General features: G+C 36.0%; 21 protein-coding genes. All 21 read left to right on the top strand.

Features of this window, described 5'->3' with window-relative positions; all coding sequences use genetic code 11:
- Positions 1 to 309 (top strand): hypothetical protein (locus M0R38_11700; protein MCK9482395.1); only part of this gene is annotated, 309 nt, incomplete at its 5' end.
- A gap of 19 nt (positions 310 to 328) precedes the next feature.
- Entirely contained in the window at positions 329 to 766 is a 438-nt protein-coding gene (locus M0R38_11705; GenBank protein MCK9482396.1) for a hypothetical protein, read from the top strand.
- On the top strand, positions 763 to 966 hold the full coding sequence (locus tag M0R38_11710) for a hypothetical protein (GenBank protein MCK9482397.1): 204 nt from the start codon (positions 763 to 765) through the stop codon (positions 964 to 966). Before M0R38_11705 ends, M0R38_11710 begins: the two co-directional genes overlap by 4 nt.
- Before the next feature lie 111 nt (positions 967 to 1077).
- Positions 1078 to 1911, top strand: a complete 834-nt coding sequence (locus M0R38_11715; GenBank protein ID MCK9482398.1) for a hypothetical protein — start codon at positions 1078 to 1080, stop codon at positions 1909 to 1911.
- Positions 1904 to 3016: a hypothetical protein gene (locus tag M0R38_11720; GenBank protein ID MCK9482399.1), complete on the top strand. Its 1113-nt coding sequence runs from the start codon at positions 1904 to 1906 to the stop codon at positions 3014 to 3016. Before M0R38_11715 ends, M0R38_11720 begins: the two co-directional genes overlap by 8 nt.
- 15 nt (positions 3017 to 3031) lie before the next feature.
- Positions 3032 to 3958, top strand: coding sequence for a hypothetical protein (locus tag M0R38_11725; protein MCK9482400.1), 927 nt, complete (start codon positions 3032 to 3034; stop codon positions 3956 to 3958).
- A 105-nt stretch (positions 3959 to 4063) separates the two neighbouring features.
- Complete coding sequence (locus M0R38_11730; GenBank protein ID MCK9482401.1) at positions 4064 to 4318, top strand: hypothetical protein; 255 nt, start codon at positions 4064 to 4066, stop codon at positions 4316 to 4318.
- A complete protein-coding gene (locus M0R38_11735) occupies positions 4318 to 4737 on the top strand; it encodes a hypothetical protein (GenBank protein MCK9482402.1) in 420 nt (139 codons plus the stop codon). The genes M0R38_11730 and M0R38_11735 overlap by 1 nt, the downstream gene beginning before the upstream one ends.
- Positions 4734 to 4982, top strand: a complete 249-nt coding sequence (locus tag M0R38_11740) for a hypothetical protein (protein ID MCK9482403.1) — start codon at positions 4734 to 4736, stop codon at positions 4980 to 4982. Before M0R38_11735 ends, M0R38_11740 begins: the two co-directional genes overlap by 4 nt.
- 13 nt (positions 4983 to 4995) lie before the next feature.
- Positions 4996 to 5946 (top strand): hypothetical protein, encoded by a 951-nt coding sequence (locus M0R38_11745; GenBank protein ID MCK9482404.1) that lies wholly within the window; start codon positions 4996 to 4998, stop codon positions 5944 to 5946.
- On the top strand, positions 5897 to 6349 hold the full coding sequence (locus M0R38_11750; protein ID MCK9482405.1) for a hypothetical protein: 453 nt from the start codon (positions 5897 to 5899) through the stop codon (positions 6347 to 6349). Before M0R38_11745 ends, M0R38_11750 begins: the two co-directional genes overlap by 50 nt.
- Position 6350: 1 nt before the next feature.
- Entirely contained in the window at positions 6351 to 7796 is a 1446-nt protein-coding gene (locus tag M0R38_11755) for an AAA family ATPase (GenBank protein MCK9482406.1), read from the top strand.
- A complete protein-coding gene (locus M0R38_11760) occupies positions 7793 to 8149 on the top strand; it encodes a hypothetical protein (GenBank protein MCK9482407.1) in 357 nt (118 codons plus the stop codon). The genes M0R38_11755 and M0R38_11760 overlap by 4 nt, the downstream gene beginning before the upstream one ends.
- Positions 8133 to 9974, top strand: coding sequence for an ATP-dependent helicase (locus M0R38_11765; protein ID MCK9482408.1), 1842 nt, complete (start codon positions 8133 to 8135; stop codon positions 9972 to 9974). The genes M0R38_11760 and M0R38_11765 overlap by 17 nt, the downstream gene beginning before the upstream one ends.
- Before the next feature lie 18 nt (positions 9975 to 9992).
- Entirely contained in the window at positions 9993 to 10160 is a 168-nt protein-coding gene (locus tag M0R38_11770; GenBank protein ID MCK9482409.1) for a type II toxin-antitoxin system HicB family antitoxin, read from the top strand.
- Positions 10157 to 10669: a hypothetical protein gene (locus tag M0R38_11775; GenBank protein MCK9482410.1), complete on the top strand. Its 513-nt coding sequence runs from the start codon at positions 10157 to 10159 to the stop codon at positions 10667 to 10669. The genes M0R38_11770 and M0R38_11775 overlap by 4 nt, the downstream gene beginning before the upstream one ends.
- Before the next feature lie 13 nt (positions 10670 to 10682).
- Positions 10683 to 11180 (top strand): hypothetical protein, encoded by a 498-nt coding sequence (locus M0R38_11780; GenBank protein ID MCK9482411.1) that lies wholly within the window; start codon positions 10683 to 10685, stop codon positions 11178 to 11180.
- Entirely contained in the window at positions 11177 to 11668 is a 492-nt protein-coding gene (locus tag M0R38_11785) for a hypothetical protein (protein ID MCK9482412.1), read from the top strand. The genes M0R38_11780 and M0R38_11785 overlap by 4 nt, the downstream gene beginning before the upstream one ends.
- Entirely contained in the window at positions 11655 to 11987 is a 333-nt protein-coding gene (locus M0R38_11790) for a hypothetical protein (GenBank protein MCK9482413.1), read from the top strand. Before M0R38_11785 ends, M0R38_11790 begins: the two co-directional genes overlap by 14 nt.
- 206 nt (positions 11988 to 12193) lie before the next feature.
- Positions 12194 to 12613: a hypothetical protein gene (locus M0R38_11795; GenBank protein MCK9482414.1), complete on the top strand. Its 420-nt coding sequence runs from the start codon at positions 12194 to 12196 to the stop codon at positions 12611 to 12613.
- On the top strand, positions 12610 to 12981 hold a 372-nt coding region (locus tag M0R38_11800; GenBank protein ID MCK9482415.1), incomplete at its 3' end, for a hypothetical protein. The genes M0R38_11795 and M0R38_11800, both read left to right, overlap by 4 nt.

Below are 12981 nucleotides of genomic sequence, written 5' to 3' on the forward strand. Positions count from 1 at the left end.
TTACTTATTATATATATATTCCTTATAATGTTTCAGGCTTTTTGGCTTGAAAAAAGGCTTGAAAAAAAAAGCATTGTTTATATATATAACATAAAGCCTTTTGGCTTGCCAAACTTGTTGCAAAAACTAGGTAACTTGAAACTAGGTAACTTGAAACTAGGTAACTTGAAACTAGGTAACTTGAAACTAGGTAACTTGAAACTAGGAGTAAGATATGCGAGAAAAATGTATGACAACCATGCAAACCCGCTGCCAGAGCCAAAAACAAGCTTTGAAAAGGGCAAAAAAGACCAAAACAACCAAATTTAAAAAACAGGAGGCAAGAAAAATGCTAATTTGGACAAATAATATTGCAAGAGACAGGGAAACTTTTTCTGAATTTGCAAATTCTCAAGGATTTGGAGGCATTGCATCGTTTATAAAAAGCTATAAAAGAGCTTTAAACATGCAAACCAGCGAGCTAATACAAAACATTGCAATGTTAGAAACGCTTAAAAAGTATCACTTTTTTTTGGCTGCAGGTGAAGAAAAAACTATTCTTAACTCAAAGCCAATCAATAAAACGTTCAACAGGTTTTATCAGATTATGGACGCATTAGTCGATATGGAAATCAGTATGCTTGCACAAGATGATGGAAACTTGCTTGTAACAGCATACAGTTTTGAAAAACATGCAACAATAAGCATAAGCATCTTTGGCTATATAGAAAACCAAAAGTGCCTTATTGGAAATGATTTAAAAGAAATAGCAAAGGAAATATCATGAATAAAAAAACAAAAGTAATATATGCACGTGTTTCAGAAGCAATGTATGAGACACTAAAAGCAGGACAGGAGGCTTGCGAGCTATCCTCATTGTCAGAATACTTGCGAGCACTGATAGAATTACAACACAGCGTTCGTTTCACAAACATTAAAAGCACTGAAACAAAACCTAAAATGGAATTAATTAAAAAAAATGTTTAATGGTTTAATTGCTTGCATGCAAAGGCTTTATGAATTATTTGTCGGGAAATATTAAAATAAAGCTTGACAAAAAGCATTAAGCTAATTTAATGGAAACAGAAAGGAGATTAAATGGAAAAACAACAAAGTGTCCATAAGCCAATATTCAAAGAAGGCGAAGTGCTTGTCTTGAATACAGACAATAACACACTGCCTTTTAAAAATATTGAAAGATTTGTGGACGTGCAAGTTACCCGTTTTTCACCAGTAGACAATACTGCTGGGTGCTTTAATTTTTATTTAAGACAGTTAAAGCTTGTAAAAACGGGGCAGGAAATAATGCAGGTTGACGGCGACGTTGACAGGCATGGTAGAAAGATTGACTACAGCAAGGTAAAGCTTGTAGTAATCGACACGTTGACAAAACTGTTTGAGCATATGCTGGTGCACTACAAGTTAACAAATACCGCCAGCGGTTCCAAAGATTTAAGAAATGCTTTTGGCTTGTTTCAAGGCGGAGTTTCAGACCTTTGGATAGGGCTTAACAGTTTCCCAATACCAGTTGTGCTATTCTCACATTTTGATGAATTGCTTGACGAACAGGGACTTATTGACAGACGTGCTTATATACCCGGAAAAGCAATGTCAGGCAAGGTAGAAGCAGAATTCACTATAGTGCTTGCAGCGGTCCCCGACCGTTACGAGCAAGACATTTCAAAACGTTTTAGGTTTCAAACATCTATGCTAAGTGGCTATACATGTAAAACACCTTTGGAAATGTACAACAATGATGAGTTATACGTGCCAAACGACTTGAATTCTATCTTGTACAGGGTTTATGAGTACTATGAAGGCAAGCCTGGCGAGTACAGAATACCAAACATTCTTATCAACGGTGCATCGGGTTCAGGCAAGTCAACCTCACTTAGAAACCTTGTTGAAAAAGCAGGACAGAAAAATGTTTAATCTTGACAGCATACAAAAAAACTTGTTAACAAAAATCTTTAGTAGGATTAAAGCATATGGATATCATGCACGCTTTGCTGATAAATACATGCTTTATGAAGCTATTGATTTTAACACCATGCAATTTACTATTGCTTTGGGAGACAACAAGGTTATCAAGATTGAATTTGCAAACTGTTTAAACGATGAAAAAGTTGGTTGGAAACACTTGATGCTACAGGAGGCAATCAAGTATAAAAATGTTGCAGGATATTCAACCAAATCTTTTGCAGGAGAGACTTATACTGTTGTTTTTTCAACAGACGGGAAACAGCATGTTTTGAAGAATGAAACAATCAAAGATTATAACTTTTTGCGAGTTGACCAGTTTCATTCAGAAGGTAAGATAGAAATCGAGCCACAAGTGGTTGAGTTATTCAAATCGGCACGCAAGCATGCACAAGGTACAGCAAACAAGAAATTCATGCACTATTACGTCATTGATACAGGCATGCAAGCCATTGTAACAAATGCAATGATAGCAATCAAGCATTGCAACACTGACCAGGAATTCACGTTTTTCAACAAGGAAATTCTTGAAATTGTACAAGACTTTGGAAATACTGTCGAGTATGGTTTTGATGGTAACGAGCATTTACAACTGTTTTCATCTAACAGCGACAGTAGCATTCTGTTTACAACACCAGTTCGCAAACGTGGCTTAACGCAAGACAGATTAAGCACAACCTTGCAAGCAATCAAGCAGGCAAATTATATCGAAGAAAAAATAGATTTGTTTACATTAAGCGAGTTGTACCCGCTTATGAAAAACAATCACCATGTCATAGCTTATTCAGACGGTACACATTCCCGTTATTCTATCACTGATATTAACAACATGAAGCGGAAAAAAGAATTGCAATCACAGCACACAATACAGGTTGGCTTTATTCTTTCAAAAGAAGCCGTTAAGCTCATTATCGAAGGAAATATAGGCATTGTATCCGTTACTGATTTAGATAAGATTAAATCACGTTATTTGGATGCAATAATATCTACCCGACCAATAATCATAAAAACCAATGCAGGCACGGAAATAATACTTACCCTGCCTGAAATAAAGTAAAAAAAAGGAGACAAAATGTTAGATTTAACAATATTTGAAAACATGGGCGACAGCAAAATTGAAGATTTGGCAAAGGAAAGAGGGGAATCAAAGTATCCTGGTATATTTTTAACAAAAATCAAGCAAGCAGTGGTCAATGTTAGCGACTCAAGAGTTGCAATGATTGACATTAGGATACAAATTCTTGATGAGGAAACAAAAAATGTTGTGTCAGAAATCGATTTGGATACAATGTTTCTAACTGGAATAAACGGCAAAGAGCAAAACAGCCACAAAAAAGCCAAAGACAAAGTCAACACAATCAGAAGGCTATTAAACCCTGACTTGACAAACGAGACAGCAAAAAAGTGGAACATTGCTGAAACACCTGCAAGGGCATGGATAGCTGATATCAAAGAATGGAAAGAAGGGGTGATGAAACCTCAACTTGTTGACATTATAAACAAACCATTTTATGCAGTGATTACCTGCTATCATAAATTCCAACGCATTCACGTCAACGGATATTCCCGCACGCCAATTGTTTCATATCAAGAAGACCCAATTATGCACAGACAAGAACGCCAATCACCAGAGGTAATTTCTGTACCTGACTACAGCTCACCTCAATTCCCTTCTTTTTCAATTTGGGAGGTATACACCTTTGGTACAAAACAATCGCTTTCAGAGTTGCATAACGGCATTAACTTGCCTGATAACGACCCTGAGAAAAATATCAATAAAACTTACGCCAATGCAATTGAAAAAGCACAAAAAGGCGAATTCCGTGAAACAGAATTATTTGGCAGGGATGAAATTGAATTCCGAAGAAAATTGCTTGTTTCACGCTTAGGACAGAGTTTTGATGCTGCACGCTTTGTCAAGATGAATAGTGCAATTGACCAACAACTGGGCAAGCCCGTTACAGTAACACCAACATCGCACGGGTTTGATTTGTTTTAAATAATTTATTACAGGATTATTACAGAATTATTACAGGGCGGCAGGACATTATCTCCTTCTATCAACAGTCCTGCCTGCCTTGTATCAACCAAAAGGGAGAGAGATATGAAAAATACATTCAGAATAATCAAAGACACACTGCTTGTAATTGCATTGTTTTGCATTATTTATTTAACAATCGAGCTAAAAATAATGCAAAAAAATCAAGAAGCAGTTAGAATTTATGTAAACGCTTTGGAAGAAATTGTTTTCAAGGACTATTTCACACCAGCCAAAGAAGACGCTCTTGAACCAGCAAAAATTAGATTTATCAAAAACTTGCAAAAAGAGAAGAAACAGCAACAACAGGCAGGCAAGTAATGAAAGAATTAACAATCAAGTCTTACGGTAAAAACATGGTAGTTGGAATGTATGATGCAGAAAGTCGCACAATTTTTATAAACAAAAGCATAAACCATCTGTTTAGGAATTTAAATGCTTTTTGTGTCAACAGTGAATTACTGCCACAAAGTACTGGCTGGCATACCATTGCTTTTAAAATCAGTTATGACACAGCTTATACCATTTCAAAAATGAAATTTGAAGAATTGTTAAGAAGAGCTGAAACAAAGATTTACCATAGAAATGAAACACAGTTTGCCATACCTTTGGCATTGCTTGACACAAAAAACAATATTACAGGCAAGATTGAAAAAGATGGTCAATCGCTGGATACATTTTTTAAAGAAACAATCAAAAAAGACCCATATAAAGGTTGGCTTTTAAGGACATACAAATGAACCAGAACACTGTTTTGTCAATGGAGGCATTACTCATTCAAGCAAGCAGGGTGCGAGCAAGACTTAACAGCTTGCCACAAAACATTCAACCTGCAATCAGAATGAATGAGTATGCACAGGCACTAAAAACCTTGCTCAAAAGTATTGACATGGTGCATGCAAACACGAGCAAACAGATTAATTATGAAATAGATACAAAGACAAAGGAGACAGATGATGAAAGAATGCAGTTTAAATACAAGTAAACTGATAAATAATATGACAAATAACTTTGGCTACCCTGACTTTTTATACAAGGTTTTGGCTTGCGAGCATTACTCAGGTGCCAAAACAAAGCAGGATTTTAGTGTTACCCAATTCAATGACCCTGCAAACATGACACTGTTAAAAAACAGGCATAAAGATGAAATAGTCAAGGACGTTTCAGACTTGTATGCAATCATTTTGGGGGTTGGGTTTCACTTGCTTTGCGAGGAAACACTGGGCAAAGAGGCTATGTATATAACAGAAGAACGACGTTTTATTGAAATAGGTGGCAAGATTGTCTCAGGGCAGTTCGATTTGTACATACCTGAGGAAAAACTTTTAATCGACTTTAAGGTAACAAAGGCATCGAGTTATATGTATGGTACAAGACAGCCACAGTATGACATGCAGATGAATTTAAATAGGTACATCTTGCAGGCACACGGCTTGCAGGTAGATAAAATGCAAATTGTTGAACTGTATAGAGACTTTGATAAAGCTTCTGTAACTCGCAACAGCAAGTACCCGTTATCTGCATTTAACATTATTGACTGTAACTTTATGACTGATGCTGCTATCGAGCATACCTTGTTGCAATACATTCAAGATTATAATCAGATTAGCCAACTACCCGATGATAAGTTGCCAGTATGCTCTTCTGACGACAGGTGGGAGAGAGACCATAAGTACGCAGTAATGAAGCATGGAAACAAGCGAGCAATCAGAGTATTTGATAATCAAAACGAAGCAAATACATATAGAGACTTGAACTGTAATCTTGAGGAAACATACATTGAACACAGGCCAGCTACCCCTACCCGTTGTCTTGACTGGTGCGAGGTAAACAAATACTGTCCATTTTATACAGCATACATGAAGAAACAAGAAAACATATTAAAACAGGAGGCATTAAATGTTAGTAAAGAAAATACCATTAATTATATCAAAAGAGACTTATTCTAAGATTGAAGACGGCGAGTATTTGGCTCATCTTGTAAAAAGCAATAAGTATGAAACAGTGCATGAAGCAATCATTGAATGGTGGCACAAGTGCAAATTAAAGGAAAAAAAGTATCAAAGCATGAAATGTATTGTCAACATGAATAAGCAAAGAGCTATAAAAACATTAACAGATTTGATTGTTAAAGACAAGCAAGACATAAATGACATTGTAATGGTTTTAAATAAATCATTGCACCATAGGTTTTGGAAAGATAACTTGCTATCCATAGGCAAATTACGCAAGCTAAGCTCTAACGGGGTAACAAAGTATGAGAATATTTACCTGATTTGTGTCAAGGATGCTGAAGAAATAGAAGAGAGAGCACCACGCAAACCATTTATAAATACATTGAAGGTACTGTAGCATGAATGCACAAACCATTTCAGTTAGCTCATATGATGCTGAACAGGGCTTATTAAGACTGTTTTGCCAGCATAAAGAAATCTTAGGCTATGTTTCTGAAAGCATCTTGCCTGAATATTTTACAGACATAAACCGCTTGTTGTACACGGCAATTTATGAACTGTTTAAGACAAACTTTGCTATTGATGCTATTACCATTTCTCACTACTTAACACGCATTCCGCACGGTTCACGGGTACCCAGTAGCATTGTTTCAGATTTGTTTCAACCAGAAGACAAAAACAAGCTTGAAGCATATTTGTCCATTGTTACCGAGCATTACAAAGCAAGAAATTATCAGTCCATGATGGTTGAATTGCAAAAAGCAATGACAGAAAACAAGAGCTCAGGCATTATGGCTGAAATTGTCTCCAGGTACAATTCAAACATTGACTTAGGTATTTCAAAACCAAAAAGTATTGACATGGTTGTTGCGAGCTATGAAAAAGAGTTAACAGAAGATATCTTTCATGGACGCAAGGTTGACAGAAATCTTATCGGCTTTGGCATTAACAAGCTTGATTCGCACGACTTGATGAGACCAGGCAATGTTTACATCGTGGCAGGTAGACCAGGTAAAGGCAAAACCTCACTCATGATACAAGCGGCATACCATAACGCATTCATTGAAAAAAAGAGGGTTGTTATATTCTCATTAGAAATGACAAATATGGAATTGCTTGAGAAGATTTATTGCAGGCATGCAAACATTGACAGCGAGATATGGTTAAAAATGGACAAAAAAGTAAAGCTTAAAGAAATGCAGGTTTTTAAATCTTTTATTATTGCAAACCATATTGACTTGATTGTTGACGAACAGTGCCACGAGTTGGAATCGATTGTCAACCGTGCAGCTGCATTGAATGCACAAAAACCAATCGACTTAATCTGTATTGACTATGCACAACTGATTACCGGTGGCAAGAGTGAAGACTTGCGAGTGGTTTTGGTTCGCGCAATGAATACTATTAAAAACCATGTAGCAAAGAAATTAAACACTGTTGTAATGTTGCTATCTCAAATAGGTAAAGACGTTGAGAAGCAAAACAACAGAATACCAGTTTTGGCTGACCTTATGGAAAGCAGTGCAATTGAGCAAGTAGCAGCATCTGCATTCTTCTTGCATTCAGTACCTCCTAACTTGAGAAGCACCTTTGATGACGAAGGGCATATTCCCAACAACGGTGAAACATTGATAGTTATAAACAAATCACGCTTTGGCAGGGTGGGCATTTTGCCAATGTGGTTCGCTGGCGGGGTTAATCTCTTTGTAGAAAAATTGCAAGAATTAATTCAGATTAAAATTAAAACAAACAAAAATCGAAGCGAGTATATCGGCATTCCTTTTGTCGAGGACACACCTGAAATATTAAATTTAAAAGGACTGTTACAGGAGGGAATAAAATGATAAAAATAATAATCCATGCAGACTACATGGAAAGAAAAATCTTGCTTGAATTCGAGCAAAAAGGAACACTTTTAAAAAGATACAGTTTTGCCAGTCGCACGGACGCACAGCATTCCTTGTTGACTGACTACCTAATTTACTTATCAAGACGTGTAATTGAATTTGAAACAGATTCGTTGACATGGAGAGATAAGACAAAAAAGCAAGCATTGCAACACTTGAAGCAGTCAGTTGCAAATTATAAGTATTATATCCAGCTGGATAACAGCGACATTGCAGACGGTTTATATGATACAATCGTCAGAATGCTTGACTTTGAAACAGTGGAGGCAGTCAATGATAGAGGTTGTTAAAGCAAGTGCAGGTACAGGCAAGAGTTACATGCTTGTACAAAAGGTGAAACAGCTAATTGACAAAGGCGTACAGCCAGGTAAAATTCTTGCAATTACCTTCTCACGCAATGCAAAAGACGAATTAAAAGGACGCATTGATAACGGCGAGGTGCGAGTTGAAACAATTCACGCTTTATTTAATAGCTTGTTGTCAAGACTTGATGCAGGCAAGTATCGATTTGGTAAGATTATTCAAGACCATGCACAAGATATCATTATTTACAGGCTTATTGCTGAACATAAACTGTACAAAGTTATCGATAAAAACGGTTTAACAGCCAAAGATATTAAAAGCTTTATAGGCTTATCAAAAAATCTTTACATAAAACCGTTAAACAAGTTTAGGAAATTCTTTTTCAATACTAAAAACACAACTAAATTAAACAATAAAGAAAAAAATGAGATTTACAATCATTATAAACAAGTTGTACAACTTTCGGGCATAGGTGCTAAAGATAACGGCTTGCCAAACTATTTTGCATTAGCTATCCTTGATACATTTTACAAAGAGTATGAAACAAGCAAGAAAGGCATTGACTATGATGATTTGCTTATCGACATGTATGAAGCATTTCTTGTTGACAAGGGTGAAATACTTTCATACGCACAAGATAAATGGAATTACATTTTAGTAGATGAATTTCAAGACACAAACTTACTGCAGTTTAACTGTATTAAAATGATGGCTGAGGAAAGTAAAAACTTATTTATGATAGGAGACTGGAAACAATCTATTTATGAATGGAGGGGTGGCGACTACAAGCTATTAAAAAACATTAAAGCACACTATCCTGAAGCAAAAGAAACAACGTTAAGCAAGACTTACAGAAACTCTAAAGAGGTATTAAAGCTTGCAAACCACGTTGCGACACAGATGCTCAAAGACGAGCCAATTGAGACAAATTCTAATCTTACAGGCAAGGTAGTTTTTAATGAATATGTTAGCAGGAAAGAAGAAGCTGAAAGCATTGTTTCTTATTTAAAGCAAGTAAACGATGACCAGCAAACCTTTTTTATTATGGCACGTACAAATGCTCAACTGTTACCTTTGGAAATGTTATTTCTTTTAAATAAAATTCCATACAGCATTTCAAAGGAATCCATGTTAAATTCTGAAACCGTGCTTGATTTATCAATGTTACTACAGCTTTGTCGTATGCCAGGTCAATATCCACCAAACGTGCTAAAAAGACTGTTTAAATTCGCTTGTAAAATGCTACCACGCATCGACAAAGACGCATTACTGAAAGAAGGGCACAATGCAAAACTGTCAACCTTTGGTCAGAAGCAGTGGGATGAACTTGTAGAAAAAATAAATAATCTATCCAAAGTATACCACCAAAAGCAGTGCGAGGAAAACTTTCTATCAAGCATGATGAATGAATTTATAGAAGCTTTTGATTATTTCAAATACATTGATGAAACATTTAGTGTTGATGATAAATCTAAAATGAGGGATGCTCTTGTAGCATTCATTGAGATTGTTGACGTTTTTGAAACAACAGAAAACTTGCTACTATCCATTTTTCAAGCAAGAGAGCCAAATCCTGATGCAAAGATTAAGCTTATGACCATTCACGCATCGAAGGGCTTAGAAGCAAACACTGTTTTTCTGATAGGTTTAACACAGAAGATATTCCCCAGCCAGCGAGCAAGCTTGTATAAAGAAACAATTGACGCCGAAAAAAGGCTTTTATATGTAGCAGTAACACGTGCTGAGGAAAACTTGATTGTTAGCTATCACGGCAAGCAATCTACTTTTTATGAATTTTTGAAAGAATATTAAAAGAAAGAAGGAGGCATAATGGCAATAGCAAAAGAAAGCAATGTTCAAAGAGTAAACATCTCAATCGACAAGGCAGTCTTACGCAAGCTTGATGATTACAACAACACCAAAGAGCGAGGCAGGACACGCAGTCAGATTATCACACAAGCAGTTTTGGAATACATAGACAGAAAGGAAATCAAGTGAGTACATTATTTGTTGGCATTGCACCGAGACCGTCAGGTGCGGTTGCATTTATAACAAGCGACAATGTTTTATTCCGTGTTGACGACTTGCCAATTGTTAAGAAAAAACTTGACACAAGAGAGCTTTACAGCACGTTAAAAGGAATGAAAGACAATTTTAACCTCATAGCAGGACTTGAAACACACTCTTTAAGCAACATGATTAAAGCAGGTAAATTGTCGCCAGGTATAATCTTGTCGCTTGCCAGATATTCATACAGTACAATAACTATTCTTGAATTGTTGAAAATTGCATACACACCGGTTTTACTGTCGGATATCATGAAGCAGCACAACACAAAAAACAGAGATGAATTGACAGACATTGCTGCAAACATGTATCCAGGCAGTGAGGGTTTATTCAGACAGGTAACAGGTACAAAAGCGGTTCGCAAGCATGGACGTGCTGAAGCAATCTTGATAGCAATGCACGCAAGCAATAAGTGGAAAGAATTAACAGGATATAAATAAAAAGGAAAGAAAAATGAATACAAAAAAGAAGAAAAAACCAACCAACGCAAGAGAATTAAGACTTCTTTTAGGACTTAATTTAAGAGAAATAGCAGAAATGATAGACATACCTGACTGGAATGTCATAGCACAGATTGAACGCCCGAGATTAAGCAGGGTGCCAGAAAATATTCCCTTTGGAGAAAAGGAATTGTTTCAAATGTATAAAGGATTAACAAATTCACTTGTATTCCGTGTAATGTTTACAGATGAATCTTGCACCATAGAACCACTGTATGGAAATAAGTCAAGTATTGATATACCAGCAAGATATTATAATGTTTCACCAAAACCATATGAAGCATCGATTGTCGCAATACAGTTTATGCAAAAAGAAGGTTTTAGTGTGCTGGGTAAAAACCTTATTTCAAACAGCTTAGAAGAGCTTGTAGAAAAATTAAACAAAATAGGATATGAAGCTTATCTGTTTACCAATAAAATTGTTATTTTGAAACGGGCAAAGAAAAAATGAAGGAAACAGATTTGAAAAAAATTCGCAAATCCTTTGGGCTTACCCCGTCAGAAGCGGTACAACTGTTGGATTTGCCAAATGTAAACAATTTAACATACCATGAAAGACCAAAGCCAGCAACCACAGTCAGTAGAAAGTCTGTTATTACAGCAGAAGAAATCTTAGAGCGGTATGAAAAATTAGAAGACATGTTGCTATTCAGAATTTCACTGACTGCACGGGCTTGTGAAGCGGCACCAATATATGGTTTTAAAAAAGCAAAAAGATTGACAAAGCATTATGAATGTTTACCTGAATTCAATGAAGCACCTTTGTTAGCAATTCAATTACTGAAAGATGAAGGACTGAAAAACATTAGCAAAAGATTAAAAGCAGACACTCTTGAAGAATTTGTTGCAAACCTACAAGAGGCTGGATATAATGCAAAGCTTTTAAAATACAAGATAGCAATATTAAAAAAGGAAACAAGCAAGAATGAAAACATATAAATCTATCGACAAAACAGCGCAAATTAAGTATGATAAAAAAATATCCGTGCAAACAATACAGCATGAGGACAGCATAATTGTTTCACTGAGTAAAATTCACAGTTATGACTACTTTACAGACATTGAAATAGAAGCCAGCAGGAATTGTGTAACAATCAACAAGACAGAAGACACGGACGAAACTAATTCCATTCAAACATTAATTAAACTAACAGGCTTTCACGAAGGCATGCTGCAACAAACCTTGCAAGTTGACTACTGGACATTGACTTGCATGGTAAAAGGTAGCGTACTGACTGTCGTGGTTGAAGAAGAGTAAAAGAGGCAGACATGGAAGAAAAAACTCAACTGGATATACTACCTTGCATACTTGCGATGGATTTTATGGTTTTTCTAATTCACTTATTAGCACGGTTGACACAATATACACTATTGCAATAAATCGCAGAAAAGAAAATATATTTATAACACCAACATACAGTGAAATAATAAAACATTATAAAAAAGAAAAATAAGGAGGCATGCATGAAGGAATTTAAATCAATACAAATGAACGAATTCAAGTCAGAGAATGGAAAAGTTGCAATCCGTGACAGAGGCATACAGTTTTTCAAATCTAACAAACCTGGAATATTGCTAAAATCATTCCTTGCTGGCGAACCGTTGCAACAAGGAACAGTATCCAAAGATAATGAGATACACGTAACAATTAAAAACAAGTATAACAGGAATGAATTTCTACTACATGTAACACCTACCAACATTACTGCAATGTTTCTTGTTGAATTCAGGTCAGCAGAGGTCAGTGTTGACATTACCCCGACAAGCAGCTGGCAAGCAATAAGTTTTGATGGCTGGCACGTAAGATACAAGGAGGCATACAATGATTTAATAATTGTCGAGTTGATAAGCGGACCAGAATATTACAAGGAGGGAAAAGAATGAAAACATTTGAAAACAAAAAAGTTGATGAAATGAAACCAACTATCAAGCCAATCAAAGACAGTGGCAAGCGTTACACGAATGAACATGGTGGCATGAGGGATACAGATGAAGGCAAGCCAAAGTTTAAATACATTGACAGCGAGTTTCTTAGCAAGTTGTTAGAATTGTACAAGGCACAGCATGCTGAACGTTATGTAACTTACAAAATCTTGACACAACACGTTTACAATGCAGAAGCAGACACTAAAAGCGGGTATGATAAACTTATTGTAACAGCAAAATCATTGTTGCATTTTAATTTTGATAGCTTCTATGAAGGCTTGACTGCATTCGCATTATTTATGGAGGCAGGTGCCAAAAAGTATTCA

It is taken from the genome of Bacteroidia bacterium (assembly GCA_023228875.1).
Classification (GTDB): domain Bacteria; phylum Bacteroidota; class Bacteroidia; order NS11-12g; family UBA955; genus JALOAG01.

Excerpts from the sequence above, each read along its gene's own strand:
- M0R38_11705 (MCK9482396.1), top strand. The coding sequence starts at position 329 with ATGCTAATTTGGACAAATAATATTGCAAGAGACAGGGAAACTTTTTCT.
- M0R38_11710 (MCK9482397.1), top strand. The coding sequence starts at position 763 with ATGAATAAAAAAACAAAAGTAATATATGCACGTGTTTCAGAAGCAATG.
- M0R38_11715 (MCK9482398.1), top strand. The coding sequence starts at position 1,078 with ATGGAAAAACAACAAAGTGTCCATAAGCCAATATTCAAAGAAGGCGAA.
- M0R38_11720 (MCK9482399.1), top strand. The coding sequence starts at position 1,904 with ATGTTTAATCTTGACAGCATACAAAAAAACTTGTTAACAAAAATCTTT.
- M0R38_11725 (MCK9482400.1), top strand. The coding sequence starts at position 3,032 with ATGTTAGATTTAACAATATTTGAAAACATGGGCGACAGCAAAATTGAA.
- M0R38_11730 (MCK9482401.1), top strand. The coding sequence starts at position 4,064 with ATGAAAAATACATTCAGAATAATCAAAGACACACTGCTTGTAATTGCA.
- M0R38_11735 (MCK9482402.1), top strand. The coding sequence starts at position 4,318 with ATGAAAGAATTAACAATCAAGTCTTACGGTAAAAACATGGTAGTTGGA.
- M0R38_11740 (MCK9482403.1), top strand. The coding sequence starts at position 4,734 with ATGAACCAGAACACTGTTTTGTCAATGGAGGCATTACTCATTCAAGCA.
- M0R38_11745 (MCK9482404.1), top strand. The coding sequence starts at position 4,996 with ATGACAAATAACTTTGGCTACCCTGACTTTTTATACAAGGTTTTGGCT.
- M0R38_11750 (MCK9482405.1), top strand. The coding sequence starts at position 5,897 with ATGTTAGTAAAGAAAATACCATTAATTATATCAAAAGAGACTTATTCT.
- M0R38_11755 (MCK9482406.1), top strand. The coding sequence starts at position 6,351 with ATGAATGCACAAACCATTTCAGTTAGCTCATATGATGCTGAACAGGGC.
- M0R38_11760 (MCK9482407.1), top strand. The coding sequence starts at position 7,793 with ATGATAAAAATAATAATCCATGCAGACTACATGGAAAGAAAAATCTTG.
- M0R38_11765 (MCK9482408.1), top strand. The coding sequence starts at position 8,133 with ATGATAGAGGTTGTTAAAGCAAGTGCAGGTACAGGCAAGAGTTACATG.
- M0R38_11770 (MCK9482409.1), top strand. The coding sequence starts at position 9,993 with ATGGCAATAGCAAAAGAAAGCAATGTTCAAAGAGTAAACATCTCAATC.
- M0R38_11780 (MCK9482411.1), top strand. The coding sequence starts at position 10,683 with ATGAATACAAAAAAGAAGAAAAAACCAACCAACGCAAGAGAATTAAGA.
- M0R38_11785 (MCK9482412.1), top strand. The coding sequence starts at position 11,177 with ATGAAGGAAACAGATTTGAAAAAAATTCGCAAATCCTTTGGGCTTACC.
- M0R38_11790 (MCK9482413.1), top strand. The coding sequence starts at position 11,655 with ATGAAAACATATAAATCTATCGACAAAACAGCGCAAATTAAGTATGAT.
- M0R38_11795 (MCK9482414.1), top strand. The coding sequence starts at position 12,194 with ATGAAGGAATTTAAATCAATACAAATGAACGAATTCAAGTCAGAGAAT.